The sequence below is a fragment of the Brevibacillus fulvus genome, from assembly GCF_016908525.1.
Taxonomy (GTDB): domain Bacteria; phylum Bacillota; class Bacilli; order Brevibacillales; family Brevibacillaceae; genus Brevibacillus_G; species Brevibacillus_G fulvus.
Genome location: NZ_JAFBEB010000005.1, coordinates 107,040 through 124,354, shown reverse-complemented (window position 1 = coordinate 124,354; position 17,315 = coordinate 107,040). Strand labels below are relative to the sequence as shown.

The window sequence follows — 17,315 nt, the reverse complement described above, 5'->3', positions numbered from 1 at the left end:
CGCCGTTTCCACTTCCTGTATGCGTATATTATGATTGGCGCAATTAGCTTGTGTCAATGCTATTTGTCTCGGGTGAAAGGGGAGATTTTTGCGATGGAATGGCAACAGCTTGAGTATTTTCAATCTTTGGCCAAGTATCAAAACTTTACAAAAGCGGCAGATGAACTGGCGCTTACCCAGTCGGCGTTGAGCCGTTCGATCGCCAAGCTGGAGGAAGAATTGGGCGTTCCTTTGTTTGACCGCAAAGTACGGGGGGTGACCTTGAATCAGTATGGGCAAATTCTTTTGCCGTATGTGAACCGGGCGATTCAGGAGATCAACATGGCTATTCAGGAGATTAAGGAACTGGATGATCCTTTCAACGGGACCATTTCGCTTGCCTTCATTCATACGCTTGGCTCCAGCTTTGTGCCGGACTTTATCAGCAAATTTCGGGAGCAGTACCCCGGCATCCAGTTTCAGTTGACGCAAGATACAACACGGACGATTATGAATCTGCTGGAAACGGGGCAAATCGACCTCGGTTTTTGCACCCCGAACGAGCAGATGAAACATAAAAATATCGAATCTTTGCCGGCAATCGATGAGCCGTTGTATTTGATCGTTCCCAAACATCACCGACTGGCCGATCAGCAGCAAGTGGAACTGCGTGAGGTCGCGGAAGAACCGTTTGTTCTGTACAAGCATGAGAGCGGAATCCGCGAAGTGATTGACAAGCTGTGCCAGGAGGCGGGGTTCCAGCCGAAAGTTTCCTTTGAGGGAGTAGGCGATGCGACGATTGCCGGCTTTGTGGCAGCCAATTTTGGCGTAGCTTTAATTCCGTTCATCCCGGGGCTTGATCTGGAGAAAATAGCCGTTTTGCCTGTCAGCAAACCGCGTTGCAGAAGGGTAATTCAGATGGTCTGGCGGTCCGACCGCTACAAGTCGCCAGCTGTGGAACGATTTCAACGATTCATTCAGCAAAACTTGTCCGAAACAGAATAGCCAATTCCTAAAACTCATGGAAAACATGAGTTTTATTCATTTTATAAATACATAATCTCCCGCTATACTGTGAGCAAAAGGCAAAGAGAGGTGGAGATGCACGATGAGCAGGAGCGCCTTAGATGCTTACGCCAACGGGGCCGCCTGGTGGGATACGGCCATCAGCGACATCAAGAAAAACGAAATTATCATCAGAGGCTATCCGATCGAAGAGTTGATTGGAACGCTCTCTTACGGTCAGATGCTCTATTTGCTGCTTTGCGGGGAAGTGCCTAGTGTGAAAAAAGCGCGTCTGCTTGAAAGCGTTTTAGTTGCCGGCGCCGATCACGGTCCGCGAGCGCCATCAATTGCGGCGGCAAGAATGGCGGCGACTTGCGGGATCTCTTTTAATTCCTGCGTGGCAACCGGCATTAACGTGTTGGGCGACATTCACGGGGGCGCTGCCGAAAAGGCGATGCAACTGTTCTATCAGACAAAGCTGTTGGCCGACGCTGACCCGTCCCGCGATCTTGCCCAAGTGGTGGCGGAACAGCTGGATCAGATGGAGAAGCAGGGGGAAAAGCTGCCCGGACTCGGACATCAGCTCCACGACGCTGACCCGCGGATTAGCAGATTGTACGCATTGGCCCGGCCGCTTGTCGAAGAGGGAGAAATCTCCGGCATTTATTTGCAGATGGCAGAACAATTCCGTCACCAACTGGAGCTGCGCAAAAAGCGGAAAATGACGATGAATGTGGATGGAGCGGCCGCCGCCATCCAGTGTGAACTGGGCATTCCGGCTGAAGCGGCAAAAGGAATCTTCGCCTTGTCGCGGGGGATGGGGATCGTCGCTCACGCTTATGAGGAATTGCAAAATCGAGTGTTGATCAAAGGGCCTTGCCCCAACCGGGAAGACCTGGTTCGCTACTCCGGACCAGCGCTGCGGCATCTCGAAACATGAAAGGAACGAAGGAGAGAAAAGACAAAGAACAGCCGGGAGGTGAACGAAACCGCGTGTTGGAACTGATTTTAAAAAAACCATATGAAATGGAGCTGCGGGAGTCAACCGTTTTGCCTCGGCCAAGCGGTGACGAGGTAAAAATCAGACTGATTTACGGCGGTATCTGCGGTACCGACTTAAGCGTGTTCAAAGGGACGATCCATTATGCCACGTATCCGGTACGGCCGGGCCATGAATTGCTGGGCACGATCGTGGAAGCGGGAGAAAAAGCGCGGTATCCGGTTGGCACACGGGTGGTTGTTCTGCCCAACACCTTTTGCGGACAATGCGACAAGTGCCGAATAGGCAAAACCAATATATGCCGCCACAAAAAATCGCTCGGGATCAATACAGACGGCGGTTTTTCTCAAGAATTTGTCATCTCCTCCCGTTTTGTGCTGCCAGTTCCGGCTGAACTGCCGGACGAAAAAGCGATCCTGATTGAACCGTTTGCGGTGGTCGTACACGCTTTTCAAAAAGTAAACGTGAACAAAGACACATCCGTCGCCGTTATCGGGTGCGGCACGGAAGGAACATTGGCTGTTCTGCTGGCTAGTCATCTGGGAGCGGAAGTGACCGCAATTGACATCAATCCAGCCAAACTGGACATGGTCAAAGGGATGGCTCCACATGTGCGTACGCTTCACACTGAGCAGTGCGCTGGACAATCGTTTGACGTCGTGATCGAGGCAGCGGGAGCGAAGGACTCGATTGAAACGGGCATGAAGCTGGTTACACCCGGCGGTTCCATGGTGCTGATCGGGATTACGCAGGAAACCCGTTTCCCGGTAGCGCATGTCGTGCGTAACGAGCTTACCCTCTATGGCTCGATCATTTACACGTTTCCCGATGACTTTTTGGAAACGATGCAGTATTTAAGCAACGACCAATTTCAGGTTGAACCGGTAGTCTCCAAGGTTATGCCAGTTTCTGAATTCAGGCAAGCTTTTGAAAACGCTTCCTCTGGAAGTTTTGGGAAAATTATTCTTGATTTTAGGGGGGCTTAGGATGAAAGAACTGATCTCACATCAGTTGGTTAAATATTTGGAACAACGGGGAGTCGAATATTTGTTTGGTCTGTGCGGTCATACCAACATTGCCGTTCTTACCGCACTGGAGAATAGCCGGATCAAATTTGTCAGCACCCGGCACGAGCAAGTTGCTGCCCATATCGCTGACGGCTATGCCCGGGCGAAAAAACAGACGGCAGTATTGCTGAGCCACCTGGGGCCAGGCCTGACCAATGCGACGACCGGCGTAGCCAACGCCGCCCTTGATTCAATTCCGATGGTTGTAATCGCCGGCGACGTGCCGAGTCACTATTACGGGAAACATCCCCACCAGGAGGTAAACCTGCACGCCGATGCCTCGCAATACGAGATTTACCGGCCCTTTGTCAAACGCGCCTGGCGGGTTGATCGTCCCGACTTGTTCCCGCAAATACTGGAAAAGGCATTTCAACTGGCGGAAAGCGGGCGGCCAGGTCCTGTCCTTGTATCTGTCCCGATGGATATTTTCTCAATGGAAATCGATGTTGAGCTGTTTGAGAAGGTAAAGAAGCATACCCGCAAATTGCACAAACCGTCGCTCGATGAGGAAGTTGCCAAACGGATCGTGCAGCAACTGATTGAAGCCCGTAACCCGGTGCTGTACGCAGGGGGAGGAATTTTGATTGCCGATGCTGCTGCAGAATTACGGGAATTGGTCGACCATTTGAGTATCCCGGTGGCCCACAGTTTGATGGGCAAAGGAGCGCTTCCGGATGACCATCCTTTGACATTGGGCATGACCGGTTTTTGGGGAACGAAATTTATCAATGACACTACCCGCAACGCCGACTTGATTCTGGCGCTGGGCACCCGTTTTGCGGAAGCCGACGCAAGCTCATGGGAAAATGACTACACCTTCGACATTCCCAAGACCAGGCTCATCCATATTGACATCGATCCGAGCGAAATTGGCCGTAACTATCCGGCGGAAATCGGCGCGGTTGCCGACTTGAAGCAAGCCTTGACTGTCTTGAATCGCGTAGCCAAAGAACTGCTGCCGCAGGGCAAGAAAAACGAGGAACTGAAACAGAAAATCGCGGCCAATCGCGCGGAGTTTCAGGCAAAGAACCAAGTGCATATCCAATCGGACGCCTTCCCGATGACACCGCAGCGAATTTTGCAGGAGGTTCGCGAAGTGCTGCCGCGCGATGCCATCATCACCACTGATGTCGGCTGGAACAAAAACGGCGTCGGACAGCAATTTCCGATTTATGAACCGGGTACTGTACTCACGCCGGGCGGTCTGGCAACGATGGGGTTTGGCGCACCGGCCGCACTTGGAGCAAAATTGGCCAGACCGGAGCGTGTCGTATTGTCATTGGTCGGGGACGGCGGTTTCGGGCAAAATCCGGCGGTGCTGGCGACAGCGGCAGAGGAAAACATCCCCGTTGTCTGGGTAATCATGAACAATTGCGCTTACGGAACAATCGCCGGGCTGCAAAAGGCGCATTTTGGCACAACACTGGGCACGTTGTTCAAGCGGAACGGGCAACCGTATTCGCCTGATTACGCCGCAATTGCCCGCGCTTACGGCATTGATGGCGTGAAGGTAGAGTCAGCAGCAGCGTTCAAGGAAGTGTTGACACAAGCGATTGCCGCCAACAAACCGTTCGTTATCGATGTTCATATGCAGAATATTCCGACTCCGACCGAAGGGCATTGGAACATCGTCGATATTTATTCACCTGGCCATAAAGTTCATCACGTCGCGGTAGACGCGTAAATCAAGGAGGCAATGCCGTATGGGAGAAGTAAAAGTGAGAGCAACCGAGTTGACGGAGGAGCAAAAGCTTGAGCTGGATCAGGCGTTTGAGCGCGCCAGAAAAGCATTGGCCATCATCGAGACTTATGATCAGGCGCGCGTCGATCGCTTATGTCAGGCTGTGGCCTGGGCTGTCGCCAACAAAAAAACTTTTTCCCGTCTGGTCGAGATGGGTATTGAAGAAAGCGGACTGGGCGATCCGGTCAGCAGGATGGGCAAACGGTTTAAAATTCGCGGTGTCTTGCGCGATGCGCTGCGGCAAAAGAGCGTGGGGATCATTGAGGAAAATCCTGAAAAGGGAATTGTCAAATACGCCAAACCGGTCGGTATTATCGCCTCGATCGTCCCGACGACCAACCCTGATCTGACACCAGCCGGCACGGCGATTTATGCGATCAAGGCGCGCGATGTCGTGATCTACTCCCCGCATCCGCGTTCCAGGAAAACATCATTTGAGACCGTCCGCCTGATGAGAGAAGCGCTGGAGCGGGAAGGCGCGCCGGCAGATATTTTGCAATGCCTGACCAATGTGAACATTCCGATGACCAAAGCTTTGATGGAACGGGCCGATCTCGTTCTTGCCACCGGCGGGAAAGACATGGTGAAAAGCGCCTACAGTTCGGGTACGCCGGCGTATGGCGTAGGGGCGGGCAACGCCACGATGATTATTGACGAGACGGCGGACACGGCGGAAGCCGCTTATAACACCATGTTGAGCAAAACGTCCGATTTTGGTTCGGGCTGTTCGGCTGACGGCAACTTGATCATTAGCGCACAGATTTTTGATGAAATGCTGGAACAACTGGTCAAAGTAGGCGGATATTTGGCGAGCGAGGAAGAGAAAGCCAAGCTGCGCGCTGTCATGTGGGATGATCAGGGGCGCCGCCTGCCGACGACTGTCGCCCTCGCACCGCAAAAGCTGGCGGAAATCGCCGGGTTTTCCATTCCTAAGGACCGCAAGTTCATCATCGTCCGTGGCGATGGCATCGGCAAGCAGTATCCCTTTTCCGGCGAAAAACTGACCACTCTGTTGGCTGTGTACAAGTACGAGGGGGAGTTTGAGAATGCGCTCGACATGATGCGCGCGATTTATGAAGTCGGCGGAAAGGGCCATTCCTGCGGGATTTATTCGTTTAACGATGACCATATTCATCGCCTTGCCCTGGCGGCACCGGTCAGCCGGATTATGGTGCGCCAGCCGCAATCGAAAGCGAATGCCGGTGCATTCAACAACGGAATGCCGATGACATCCAGTCTCGGCTGCGGAACTTGGGGCGGAAACATCATCTCGGAAAATGTGCATCTCAAACATTATATGAATACGACTTGGGTTTCTCGCCCGATCCCGGAAGACAGACCTTCCGATGAGGAGTTATTCGGCCCATTTTACGATCCAGCGTTGGAACAATGAGCCGACTCGCTGCATCCAGACGATAGGAGGAGATCAGAAGTGGCCAAACAATATTCGCTTGCCTATCTCACTGTGTTGGGCTGTCCCCCGGATGAAATGATTGAGATCGCCGCGCGAGCCGGGTATGATTTCGTCAGCTTGCGCCCCATTTATATGGGGCTGCCTGGCGAACCGAATTACTCTTTGGCCGATAACCGCGATTTGATGAAAAAGACAAAACGGGCGCTGGCCGAAACGGGAGTCAAGCTGCTTGATATCGAATTGGCACGTATTTATGACGGCGTAGAGCCGAAGCGGTACCTGCCCTCGCTGGAAGCGGCAGCCGAACTCGGCGGGCGACATGTTCTGAGCAGTATCTGGACGGACGATCGCAATCTTGCCATTGAGCGCTTTGCAGAATTGTGCGACTTGGCCAAACCGCTTGGACTGACTGTAGAGCTGGAGTTCGTCCCGATTGCCAGTGTCCGCAACCTTCACGGCGTGCTTGACATCCTGAACGCCGTCAAGCGGGAAAACGCCGGTGTGATGCTTGATATGCATCATTTCCACCGCTCTGGCGACAAGGTCGAGGATCTGGATCAAGTACCTCGCGATTGGTTCCGGTTTCTCCATCTTTGCGACGCGCCGGCGGAAATCCCCGCATCCGCAGAAGAGATGACACGGATTCTTCGCGAGGCTCGATTATACATCGGAGAAGGCGGCATTGATATCGCTGGGATTGTAAATCGGCTTCCGGAGATCCCTTGTTCGATTGAGCTGCCGAATACGAAACGTTCACAAGAATTGGGCTATGCGGAGTTTGCCCGCCGCTGTTTGGAATCGGCCAAGGCGTATTTTGCAAAACAGCCGCGCGTTGAACAAGTGTTTTTACACTCGGCGACTCCGAAATAAATTTGGCAGAGGAGAAGAAGGCAGATGAAAAAGATATTGATGCTGCACGGAATCAATCACAATATGTTTGGAAAAAGGGACCCCCAACAATACGGGACCGTCACCTTGGAAGAGATCAACGGGCGTTTGGCCGAGCTGGCAGCAGAGTTGGGCGTTGAAGTGGAATGCTTCCAAACTAACCATGAGGGAGAGATGTGCGAACGCATCCATCGGGCTTTTCAGGAGGAAGTGGCGGCCGTAATGATTAACGCGGGGGCTTGGACGCATTACAGCTACGGCCTGCGGGACGCCCTCGCGATTTTAACCGTGCCGATCATTGAAATTCACATGTCCAACATTCACGCCCGAGAAGCCTTCCGCCACCATTCTGTGTTTGCCGAGATCGCCAAGGGACAAATTTGCGGATTTGGTATCGATAGTTATCTCTTGGGGCTGAGGGCTGCTGTGGCATCGCTGAAATCATAGAAAAAGTTCGGGATTCCCCAAAGGAATCGCAAAAAATGGGGTGAAAATCCGCTAGTGATCGTTTATACTATTATTCAATAATTTTAAAAATTAAAAAAATATGAACCGAAGGGGAATGTTACATGAGGCGTAAGATATTTTATTTTGCAACCGCTTTCAGTGTGGTGATGCTCTTGCTGGCAGGTTGCAGTTCACAGAGCGCTTCTCCCTCCGGCAATGCGCAGGGCCAGGCAGCAACAGAAGGCGGCAGCTACCCTGAAAGTGCGATTACCGGAGTGATTCAGTGGGGCGCCGGCGGAGCGTTGGACACAATGTCTCGCAAAATTGGTCCGCTCGTTGAAAAGTATCTCGGCCAATCTCTTGTTCTGACCAACAAGCCCGGGGCAACCGGAGCGATTGCGATGCAGTATGTCAACGATAAAAAGTCCGATGGATATACGTTGCTGTTTGCCGCAGAGAATCCCGCTCTTTACGGCGTCCTCGATATTTCTGACATCGGTTTTCAAGATTTTTACCCGATCAACATCATGGCGCGAGGGGTAGCTACCGTCGTCGTGCCGGGAGATTCGCCCTATCAAACACTGGATGATTTGATCAAGGATGCCACCGCCAACCCTGGCAAAGTAAAGATGGGTTCAACCGGACCGGGGGGGCTTCCGTTTACGGTAACGACCATGCTCGGTACTGTGACGAACACCAAGTACAACATGGTTCCTTTTGACGGTGACGGTCCAGCCTTGACCGCGTTGCTCGGCGGGCATCTCGACGCTTCCGTTTTAGGTCTGCCGGCCGCGATTGAAAATGCCAAAGCTGGAAAGGTCCGTGTCCTGTCCGTCATTAATAAGGAAAGAGTAGAAGAATTGAAAGACGTTCCGGCTGTAACCGAATCGCTGCCGGAAATGGAAAAGTTCCTGCCGTGGGGACCGTTCTATGGCGTTTGGGTGAAAAAAGACACACCTGACGAAATCAAGAAAGTGTTGGCGGAGAAGTTCGCCCAAGCCCAACAAGATCCTGATTTCCAGGAGTTTTTGAAACTGTCCAGCTCTCTTTCCGTGAATCTGACCGGAGACGAGGCTGTGAAGTATTGGAAAGATTGGCAGTCGACTACGGCCTGGCTGTTGCAGGATGCGGGAGCGGCCAAAGTAAATCCGGCCGATTTGAAAATTGAGAGAAAGAACTAGGTGATGAGATGAAAGCGGGTAAAACAGTTTCCGTTCTCCTAATCGCGCTTAGCCTTGCTGTCGTGGTGCTGGCTTACAACATCGAAGATCAGAATATGTTTGACCCGTCGTCTGCTTCCTTTTTTCCTGGCCTAGTTGGTGCCATCATGTTGATCAGCGCATTGCTGATTGCCTGGAGGGGGAGACAGTCGCCCTCTCCGGTGCCTGAAGCGCCCAAAGCAGAGAGGTCGGGGGAAAAAGCAGATGAAGAAGTGGAAGATTTGTATGAAAAAGAAGCGATCACCCAAAAGGAGATCAACATTCGACTGCTTTTGTTTACAGGGCTGGTTGTGCTGTTTGCGATTCTCATGAATTACTTTAACTTTATGCTCCTCTCCTTCCTGTTTCTGTTTGCCGCCATGCTTTTGCTCAGCAGGCAGAAGATGTTTCGGAGCTTTGTCGTCTCCGCGGTGATGTCTATCGCTTGTTACTATATATTTGCCCATGTCTTCCACATCGTGTTTCCATCGTAAGGAGAGGATAAAATGTTGGACCAGATCCTTTTGCCCTTCCTGGATCTTAAAATGTTAATTCTCATTGCCCTCGGAACCCTTTTCGGCGTTATTAAAGGACTGTTGCCGGGCTTATCCGTGACAATGGCAGTCACCCTGCTCGTATCGCTGACGTATACCTGGGATACGGTTGCTGCGATGGTTACGATGATTGCCGTGTATTATGGCGGCGTATATGGCGGCGCGCGTTCCGCAATTTTGGTCAATATCCCTGGTTCTGCCTCTTCCTTGGCAGCAACCTTTGACGGGTATCCCTTGACGAAAAGAGGAGAAGCGGGGATTGGCATTGGCTTGTCAACCGTTTACGCCGCGATCGGGGGCGTGATCGGCCTGTTGTTCCTCGGTCTGGCAGCACCCTATCTGGGCGAACTTGCCCTCGGTTTTGCCGCCCGTGATTACTTTTTGATTATGTTTCTCGGTTTGCTGCTCGTGGGAGGACTGAGCGAAGGTTCCATGCCGAAAGCGATTTTTGTCGCGGGTGCAGGCATCATTCTCGGTTTGGTGGGGATGGACTCGCTGACTGGGGTGGAACGCTTTACATTCGGCAACCTGGAGTTGAAGAGCGGCATCAATTATATCGCCTGTATGCTGGGACTGTTCGGTTTGTCGGAAGTGCTGATGCAGCTGCACAACCTGGGCAAGACCAAAGTCAATGTCGTGATTGGCAAACTGCTTCCGCCGCTGATTTATTTGATTAAATTTTTACCCCTCACCATCCGCACGTCGCTGATCGGCGTAGTGATTGGCATTTTGCCAGGGGCCGGAGGGGAGATTTCTTCGTTGATCGCCTATGACCACGCCAAAAAAACGGTGAAAAATCCGACCCGACCGTTTGGCAAAGGCGCGTACGAGGGGTTGATTGCGCCGGAAGTGGCGATTATGTCCACCAACGGAGGCGCGATGATCCCGATGCTTACCTTGGGAATTCCGGGCGATGCGGTCACGGCCGTCCTCATCGGGGCGATGACCATTCACGGGTTGAAGACAGGACCGATGCTGATGGTGGAGTCACCGGAGATCTTCTGGATTATTCTCGGTGCGGCCATCGCGTCCATTTTGTTCATCGTGGTCTGGGGCCTTTCGGCTGTTTCCTTTTTCGCCCGCGTCATTTTGATTCCGAAATATATTTTGATGCCGGTGATTATTTTCTTCACCGTAATCGGCGCTTACGGGATTAACAACAGCGTCGTGGATGTGTATTGGATGATCGCTTTTGGCGTGATCGGCTACTTGTTGAAATTGCACAAGTTTCCGACTGGGCCGATGGTTTTGGGAATTATTCTCGGGCCGCAAATGGATACCAACCTGCGAAGAGCGATTATTTCCGAAGAAGGAAGCATTCTCGGATTTCTGACGAGCTTGTTTACGAACCCGATCAGCTTGATCTTGACCTTGTTTGTGCTGTTTACCCTGTTGTCCCAAACCGCCCTCTTTAAAAAGTGGAGGCAGCAGTTGTTGCGAAGAAAAGGACAGGCGGCAACAGAGGATCAGCAAGCCGGGGTGTGACCGTCTTTATATGTCGTGTAAATCCCTCCGCACTCTGGGAGGGATTGTTTTGTTAACTCGGTGAAAGGAGCAGCGACAATGAAGTATTTGACCATACCAGGGGTGGACAAACCATTATCCCGCCTGATTCTGGGCACTTCCGGTTTGTCCCGGGACAAACAAACGGCCTTTGCCCTGCTGGACGCTTTTGTTGAGCTGGGAGGGAATACGCTGGACACCGCTCATCTATACAATCAAGGAAAGAGCGAGCAAATGATTGGCGACTGGTTGCAAGCGCGAAGGAATCGTGAAGCTATCGTGATTATGGATAAGGGAGGACACCATTTCGTTTCAGAGGATGGCCGGCACGATCCATCGTCCAGCAGAGTGAATCCGAAAGACATTACGCAAGATTTGCTGGAAAGCTTGGAAAGACTTCAGGTCAATTATATTGATCTTTATGTGCTCCATCGGGATGATCTTGCCGTACCAGTCGATTTATTAATGGATATGTTGGAGGAACATATACGGGCAGGCCGGGTAAAAAGGGCAGGTGTGTCCAACTGGTCCTGTGAACGAATCGAGGCGGCCAATCGTTATGCAGATCAAAAAGGGTACCATCGATTGGTGGTCAACAGCCCGTCGTTTAGCCTGGCCCGGAACAATGAACCGCGTTGGCCCGGTACGGTTTACCTTGATCAGGAATATAAACGATGGCATCAGCGTACGCAGATGCCTGTGCTATCGTGGGCGTCGCAGGCGAGCGGGTTTTTTACGGGTCGGTTCACACCCGGAAACAAGCCGAATCCGGACATCGCACGGGTCTATTACAATGATGACAATTGGGAACGTTACCGTCGTGCCAGCGCCGCAGCAGAGCGGTTGGGAGCTTTTTATACGGCGAATCACGTCGCGTTGGCATACGTGTTGAATCAACCGTTTCCAACCTGCGCCATTATCGGTCCGCAGACGGTCGAAGAATTGCGGGACTGCTTCCTGGCGATGAATTTGGACATCTCGGCCGAAGAATTGCAGTGGATCAATCTGGAAAGCGAAAGCTGGAGAGCACCATAGCGTGCTCTTTTTTTGTTGCAGCAGAATTCTGAATCCTCCTCTGGCATGTGTAGTCTGCCTAAAATAGCAAATAATAGTAGAGGCTGTCCCATATGCGTTCGTTTGCCTTGATTCAAAAAGGAGGGTGTTCCAATGGCTGATTCATCGAGAAAAGCAGCAGAACCGTTTGTTCCCTATATTCCCGCTTCTCGGTCACTGCCGGAACTAACGGCAATCGCGATTATCCTGGGAATCATACTGGCAGTTGTGTTTGGTGCGGCCAATGCTTATTTGGGATTAAAGATTGGATTGACCGTCAGTGCGTCGATTCCCGCCGCAGTCATCTCGATGGCGATTTTGCGGGGGATCTTTCGGCGTCAATCCATCCTGGAGAACAATATTGTACAAACGATGACGACTGCCGGCGAAGCGGTGGCAGCAGGAGCAATCTTTACCATCCCCGCCCTGTTTTTTTGGGAGATGACGCCAAGTCAGACGATGATCGCCTTTATCGTGCTGACGGGTGGGATTCTCGGGGTATTGATGATGGTTCCTTTGCGGAAGATGTTAATTGTCAATGAACATGGCCACTTGCCCTATCCGGAAGGGACAGCTTGCGCGGAAGTTTTGATCTCGGGTGAGACGGGGGGCACCAGCGCCAAACTGGTCGTAGCCGGATTTGCCATCGGCGGCTTGTTTAAAGCGCTGGGAGATGGCTTTCTCTTGTTCAAGACGGAGGTGGAAACGGGAATTTACCGGTTTAAAAACGCGGTGATCGGGATCGACACGTATCCGGCTTTGCTGGGAGTCGGTTATATTATCGGACCGCGCATCGCTGGACAGATGTTGGCGGGCGGCTTGCTGGCCTGGCTGGTGATTATCCCCATGATCAGCTTTTTTGGCGCAGCCAATCCATATCCGGTCATTCCTGCTTCCGACCCGATTGGCAAGATGGACGCCTGGGCAATCTGGAGTGAATACATTCGCTATATTGGCGCGGGGGCGGTAGCGACAGGCGGATTGATCACCTTGTTGAAAACGCTGCCGACGCTGGGCAGCTCACTGCGGGATACGCTAAAGGGATTCCAGCAGCAAACGAACAGAAACCAGCTCGTCGAACGAACCAACCGCGATATTCCCGCCGGATGGCTGGTGTTGGGCATTATCTTGTTGATCCTGGTCATCGCTTTTGCTCCTTTAACCAACGTAGGATTGATCGGCGGTATCGCCATTGCCATCTTTGGCTTTCTCTTTGTAACCGTAGCATCCCGCATCGTGGGAATTGTTGGCAGCTCCTCATCGCCTGTATCCGGCATGACGATCGCAACGCTGTTGATCGTAACCTTTGTCTTTCATTTATCGGGTATGTCAGGACCAACAGGAATGGTTGCTTCCTTGACAGTGGGGGCAATCGTCTGTACGGCATTAGCCGTTGCCGGCGATATTTCGCAAGACTTAAAAACCGGCTTTCTGGTCGGAGGAACCCCGTGGAAACAGCAAATTGCCATGCTGATTGGCGTACTGGTTTCCGGATTGGTGATCGGGTTTGTGCTGTCCGTGCTCCACGCCACCTATGTGATGGGATCGGAAGTGCTGCCGGCACCGAAAGCCGTTTTGATGAAGCTGATCGTCGAAGGCATTATGGCCAACAATTTACCTTGGGATTTGATTTTCATCGGGGCCGCTTCTGCGATTGTCATTGAATGTCTGGGGCTGAACTCGTTAACGGTGGCTGTTGGCATCTATTTGCCGGTTCATACGAGCACGCCGATCATGATCGGCGGGATTGTTCGCTGGCTGGTGGAGCGGTTGACATCCGACGCGGCGTTGCAAGCAAAGCGCGTGGAGACAGGCACCTTGTTTGCCTCTGGATTGATCGCCGGTGAGTCGCTCATTGGCGTCGTGATTGCGATATTGATTTGGCTGAATGTGAAAATGCCGGAACAGGTCACCTTCCCGAATGGGCTGGTATCCGTCATCTTGTTCTTCATCCTCACCCTGCTATTGTGGTGGGTATCCGTATCGAAGACGGACAATGGAAAACGGAGGTCGTAGCATGCTTGGGTTGACAAGACGTAAAAGAGCGAACCTGCTGCAAATGACACCGATTCTGAAGGAACATGTTCGTCTGCACACAACGGGAGACAAGCATCTGCTGCTGATCCCGCGAACCAGTTGGCTGGAGCGATTCTCTATCCGCTACATGCAACAGCCGAAAATGATTCAGATCGAACTCGATCCATTGGGCAATACGGTGCTGCAATGCTGCACAGGAGCGCATACCGTAAGCGAGATCGCGGAAATTTTGGTCAACCGGTTCGGACAGGAAGCAGAACCGGTTATTCCGCGGTTGGTCAAATTTTTGCAGACCGTTGAATTTAACGGCTGGCTGAATTGGCAACATGAACAGTATGAAAAACAAACAGAGCTGCTTCAACAGTGAAGCAGCTCTTTGATTTATATTGAAGACCAAACGAGATTGTCGGTAAAAAACGGCCGTTCTCCCTGCCTCGACTCCGTTCTTCGCCCGCCAGGAAGCGAAAAGGTTCGCTTGCGACGCTCCCGTGGGCAGCGCAAAAGCAGCGCCGCTGCGCAGTTGTTTCAACGTTACGCTGCTGATCCCCCGGGCCACGTCGCTCGCTGGCCAGGGCCTCGTTAGTCGCTCGGCTTGGAAAACGGCCCATTCGCAATACAACACAAAGTTTGTCAACAAACAGAGCTGCTTCAACAGTGAAGCAGCTCTTGCTTATTTTAACGGACAACGATATTCACCAGCTTGCCTGGAACGGTAATGACTTTTTGTACGGTTTTGCCGGCCACCAGTTCTTGAATGGTGGGGTTATTCATCGCCAGCTGTTCCATTTGTTCCTTGCCGGCATCAACCGGAATCATCAGTTTCTCTTTGACTTTCCCGTTGATTTGCAGAACGATCTCAACCTCGTCCTCAACCAGTTTGGACTCATCGTACTTCGGCCATGGTTCATAGGTGATCGTTTGCGTATGACCCAATTTTTGCCACAACTCTTCTCCCAGGTGTGGGGCGATTGGCGACAGCATTTTGACGAAGCCTTCCATGTAGGCTTTTGGCAATTCGTTCGCTTTGTACGCTTCATTGATGAAGACCATCAATTGCGAAATGCCGGTGTTGAAGCGCAGACCTTCATAGTTTTCCGTTACCTTTTTGACGGTTTGGTGGTAAACGCGTTCCAGCGTATCGGACTGGCAGTTTTCCTTGATTTTCTCGTTCAGTTCGCCATTATCGTTGACAAACAAACGCCATACCCGCTCGAGGAAGCGGCGGGATCCGTCCAAGCCGTTGGTCGACCAGGCGATGGAAGCGTCCAGCGGCCCCATGAACATTTCGTACATGCGCAGCGTGTCAGCGCCGTGGCTTTCCACGATGTCATCCGGATTGACGACATTCCCCTTCGATTTGCTCATTTTTTCATTGTTCTCGCCCAGAATCATTCCCTGATTGAACAGTTTCTGGAATGGTTCTTTGGTTGGCACCACCCCAATGTCGTAGAGGAATTTATGCCAGAAACGAGCATACAGTAGATGGAGAACAGCGTGTTCAGCACCGCCGATATAAATGTCAACCGGCAACCATTTTTTCAGTTTTTCCGGATCAGCCAGCTGCTCCGCGTTGGTTGGATCAATATACCGCAAATAATACCAGCAGCTTCCAGCCCATTGCGGCATCGTATTTGTTTCGCGGCGTCCTTTCAAGCCGGTTTCCGGATCGACGACATTAACCCAGTCGTGAATGTTGGCCAGTGGCGATTCGCCCGTTCCGGAAGGTTTGATTTCGTCCGTCTTGGGCAATACCAGCGGCAGCTGATCTTCAGGCAAGACTTTCATCGTGCCGTCTTCGAGATGGATGATCGGAATCGGCTCGCCCCAATAGCGTTGACGGCTGAACAGCCAGTCGCGCAGACGGTAGGTAACTTTTCGTTTCCCTTTGTTGTTTGCTTCCAGCCATTCGATCATTTTCTGGATCGCTTCTTCTTTGTACAACCCGTTGAGGAAGCCGGAGTTGATATGTTCGCCATCGCCTGTGTAAGCCGCTTCTTCAACGTCACCGCCGGCAATTACCGATTTAATCGGCAAGTTAAAGGCTTTGGCGAATTCGTGGTCGCGCTCGTCATGGGCGGGAACGGCCATAATCGAACCGGTTCCGTACCCGGCCAGCACATAATCGGCAATCCAGATCGGCAATTTTTCGCCGTTGACCGGATTGATCGCATAAGCGCCGGTAAACACTCCGGTTTTTTCTTTATTGAGGTCGGTGCGTTCCAGATCGCTCTTCCGTTTTACTTTCTCCAGATAGGCTTCGATCTCTGCCTTTTGTTCGGGAGTGGCGATTTTTTCGACGAGCTTATGTTCAGGTGCCAGCACAGCATATGTGGCGCCAAACAGCGTATCCGGCCGAGTGGTAAACACGGTAAAAGTCTCATCGTGTCCGTCAACCGCAAAGGTTACTTCGGCCCCTTCGGAACGACCAATCCAGTTGCGCTGCATTTCCTTGATGCTTTCCGGCCAGTCCAACTCTTCCAGGTCGGCCAGCAGCCGTTCTGCATACGCCGTAATCCGCAGCATCCATTGTTTCATCGGGCGCCGTTCAACCGGGTGGCCGCCGCGCTCGCTTTTGCCGTCGATGACTTCTTCGTTGGCCAATACCGTTCCCAATGCCGGGCACCAGTTTACCGGAACCTCATCAACATAGGCCAGGCCTTTTTCATAAAGCTTCGTAAAGATCCATTGTGTCCATTTATAATAATCCGGGTCGGTGGTATTAAGTTCACGATCCCAATCATAAGAGAATCCTAACGATTTAATTTGGCGACGGAAATTGTCGATGTTTCGTTTCGTAAATTCAGCAGGGTCGTTACCGGTGTCCAACGCGTATTGCTCCGCTGGCAAGCCAAACGCATCCCAGCCCATTGGATGCAAAACATCATAACCTTGCATCCGTTTCATGCGGGAAAGAATATCCGTTGCCGTGTATCCTTCGGGATGCCCAACATGCAACCCTGCCCCGGAAGGATAGGGAAACATGTCAAGGGCGTAAAACTTTTGGCGATTGCTGTCATCCAGCGTTTTGAATGTTTTATTTTGCTCCCAGTATTGTTGCCACTTCTTTTCAATTTGTCGGTGATCGAAAACCATGTCAGTGCCTCCTGTCATTCATGTAAGGGATTCCTATAAGAAAACCTCCCATCCCTGAACAAAAGGGACGAGAGGTTGAAATCTTCCCGCGGTACCACCCAACTTAGTGTATAACTACACTCACTCTGCTCCTTAACGCGGAAAACGGCAAATACTACTTGGATGCGCGCGAAGCGACCGTTCATATTTGCAGCTTAAAGGCGAGTTCACGAGCAACCAAGGATTGACTTGCACCAACCGTCAACTCTCTAAACCTGATTTACTCCCTACTGGTCCTTTTCATTGCTTTACCTTATATGATTACTACATTACCATGTATTGTAATTAATTTTTTC

At 51.8% G+C, this 17,315-nt stretch carries 14 protein-coding genes and 1 other annotated feature; of the genes, 13 read left to right on the top strand and 1 reads right to left on the bottom strand.

The window, feature by feature from the left end; translation table 11 throughout:
• Positions 1-93 precede the first annotated feature (93 nt).
• The 13 genes from JOD01_RS09135 (at position 94) to JOD01_RS09075 (ending at position 14,254) form a co-directional block, all read left to right on the top strand.
• A complete protein-coding gene (locus tag JOD01_RS09135; RefSeq protein WP_204518015.1) occupies positions 94-984 on the top strand; it encodes a LysR family transcriptional regulator in 891 nt (296 codons plus the stop codon).
• A 103-nt stretch (positions 985-1,087) separates the two neighbouring features.
• The gene (locus JOD01_RS09130; protein ID WP_204518014.1) at positions 1,088-1,924 is read left to right on the top strand and encodes a citryl-CoA lyase; all 837 of its coding nucleotides are present in this window, start codon (positions 1,088-1,090) and stop codon (positions 1,922-1,924) included.
• On the top strand, positions 1,921-2,970 hold the full coding sequence (locus tag JOD01_RS09125; protein ID WP_239565340.1) for a zinc-dependent alcohol dehydrogenase: 1,050 nt from the start codon (positions 1,921-1,923) through the stop codon (positions 2,968-2,970). Before JOD01_RS09130 ends, JOD01_RS09125 begins: the two co-directional genes overlap by 4 nt.
• A 1-nt stretch (position 2,971) precedes the next feature.
• Positions 2,972-4,735 carry a thiamine pyrophosphate-binding protein gene (locus JOD01_RS09120; RefSeq protein ID WP_204518013.1) on the top strand — a complete coding sequence of 588 codons (1,764 nt, stop codon included), beginning with the start codon at positions 2,972-2,974 and terminating at the stop codon, positions 4,733-4,735.
• Positions 4,736-4,754: 19 nt separating this feature from the next.
• Entirely contained in the window at positions 4,755-6,185 is a 1,431-nt protein-coding gene (locus JOD01_RS09115) for an aldehyde dehydrogenase family protein (RefSeq protein WP_204518012.1), read from the top strand.
• 39 nt (positions 6,186-6,224) lie between these two features.
• Entirely contained in the window at positions 6,225-7,076 is an 852-nt protein-coding gene (locus tag JOD01_RS09110) for a TIM barrel protein (RefSeq protein WP_204518011.1), read from the top strand.
• Positions 7,077-7,100: 24 nt separating this feature from the next.
• Positions 7,101-7,541 carry a type II 3-dehydroquinate dehydratase gene (gene aroQ, locus JOD01_RS09105; protein ID WP_204518010.1) on the top strand — a complete coding sequence of 147 codons (441 nt, stop codon included), beginning with the start codon at positions 7,101-7,103 and terminating at the stop codon, positions 7,539-7,541.
• Between the two features lie 122 nt (positions 7,542-7,663).
• Positions 7,664-8,722 (top strand): Bug family tripartite tricarboxylate transporter substrate binding protein, encoded by a 1,059-nt coding sequence (locus JOD01_RS09100; protein ID WP_204518009.1) that lies wholly within the window; start codon positions 7,664-7,666, stop codon positions 8,720-8,722.
• 8 nt (positions 8,723-8,730) lie between these two features.
• Positions 8,731-9,234: a tripartite tricarboxylate transporter TctB family protein gene (locus JOD01_RS09095; protein ID WP_204518008.1), complete on the top strand. Its 504-nt coding sequence runs from the start codon at positions 8,731-8,733 to the stop codon at positions 9,232-9,234.
• 12 nt (positions 9,235-9,246) lie between these two features.
• Positions 9,247-10,779 carry a tripartite tricarboxylate transporter permease gene (locus JOD01_RS09090; protein ID WP_204518007.1) on the top strand — a complete coding sequence of 511 codons (1,533 nt, stop codon included), beginning with the start codon at positions 9,247-9,249 and terminating at the stop codon, positions 10,777-10,779.
• A gap of 78 nt (positions 10,780-10,857) precedes the next feature.
• Positions 10,858-11,832: an aldo/keto reductase gene (locus JOD01_RS09085; RefSeq protein ID WP_204518006.1), complete on the top strand. Its 975-nt coding sequence runs from the start codon at positions 10,858-10,860 to the stop codon at positions 11,830-11,832.
• 132 nt (positions 11,833-11,964) lie between these two features.
• A complete protein-coding gene (locus tag JOD01_RS09080; protein ID WP_204518005.1) occupies positions 11,965-13,866 on the top strand; it encodes an OPT family oligopeptide transporter in 1,902 nt (633 codons plus the stop codon).
• Between the two features lies 1 nt (position 13,867).
• Positions 13,868-14,254: a PqqD family protein gene (locus JOD01_RS09075; RefSeq protein WP_204518004.1), complete on the top strand. Its 387-nt coding sequence runs from the start codon at positions 13,868-13,870 to the stop codon at positions 14,252-14,254.
• 308 nt (positions 14,255-14,562) lie between these two features.
• On the opposite strand, the gene leuS is transcribed toward JOD01_RS09075, so the two are convergent.
• Positions 14,563-16,980 (bottom strand): leucine--tRNA ligase, encoded by a 2,418-nt coding sequence (gene leuS, locus JOD01_RS09070; protein WP_204518003.1) that lies wholly within the window; start codon positions 16,978-16,980, stop codon positions 14,563-14,565.
• A gap of 60 nt (positions 16,981-17,040) precedes the next feature.
• Positions 17,041-17,272 (bottom strand) — a binding site (T-box leader).
• Positions 17,273-17,315 lie beyond the last annotated feature (43 nt).

Excerpts from the sequence above, each read along its gene's own strand:
- JOD01_RS09135 (WP_204518015.1), top strand. The coding sequence starts at position 94 with ATGGAATGGCAACAGCTTGAGTATTTTCAATCTTTGGCCAAGTATCAA.
- JOD01_RS09130 (WP_204518014.1), top strand. The coding sequence starts at position 1,088 with ATGAGCAGGAGCGCCTTAGATGCTTACGCCAACGGGGCCGCCTGGTGG.
- JOD01_RS09125 (WP_239565340.1), top strand. The coding sequence starts at position 1,921 with ATGAAAGGAACGAAGGAGAGAAAAGACAAAGAACAGCCGGGAGGTGAA.
- JOD01_RS09120 (WP_204518013.1), top strand. The coding sequence starts at position 2,972 with ATGAAAGAACTGATCTCACATCAGTTGGTTAAATATTTGGAACAACGG.
- JOD01_RS09115 (WP_204518012.1), top strand. The coding sequence starts at position 4,755 with ATGGGAGAAGTAAAAGTGAGAGCAACCGAGTTGACGGAGGAGCAAAAG.
- aroQ (WP_204518010.1), top strand. The coding sequence starts at position 7,101 with ATGAAAAAGATATTGATGCTGCACGGAATCAATCACAATATGTTTGGA.
- JOD01_RS09100 (WP_204518009.1), top strand. The coding sequence starts at position 7,664 with ATGAGGCGTAAGATATTTTATTTTGCAACCGCTTTCAGTGTGGTGATG.
- JOD01_RS09095 (WP_204518008.1), top strand. The coding sequence starts at position 8,731 with ATGAAAGCGGGTAAAACAGTTTCCGTTCTCCTAATCGCGCTTAGCCTT.
- JOD01_RS09090 (WP_204518007.1), top strand. The coding sequence starts at position 9,247 with ATGTTGGACCAGATCCTTTTGCCCTTCCTGGATCTTAAAATGTTAATT.
- JOD01_RS09085 (WP_204518006.1), top strand. The coding sequence starts at position 10,858 with ATGAAGTATTTGACCATACCAGGGGTGGACAAACCATTATCCCGCCTG.
- JOD01_RS09080 (WP_204518005.1), top strand. The coding sequence starts at position 11,965 with ATGGCTGATTCATCGAGAAAAGCAGCAGAACCGTTTGTTCCCTATATT.
- JOD01_RS09075 (WP_204518004.1), top strand. The coding sequence starts at position 13,868 with ATGCTTGGGTTGACAAGACGTAAAAGAGCGAACCTGCTGCAAATGACA.
- leuS (WP_204518003.1), bottom strand. The coding sequence starts at position 16,980 with ATGGTTTTCGATCACCGACAAATTGAAAAGAAGTGGCAACAATACTGG.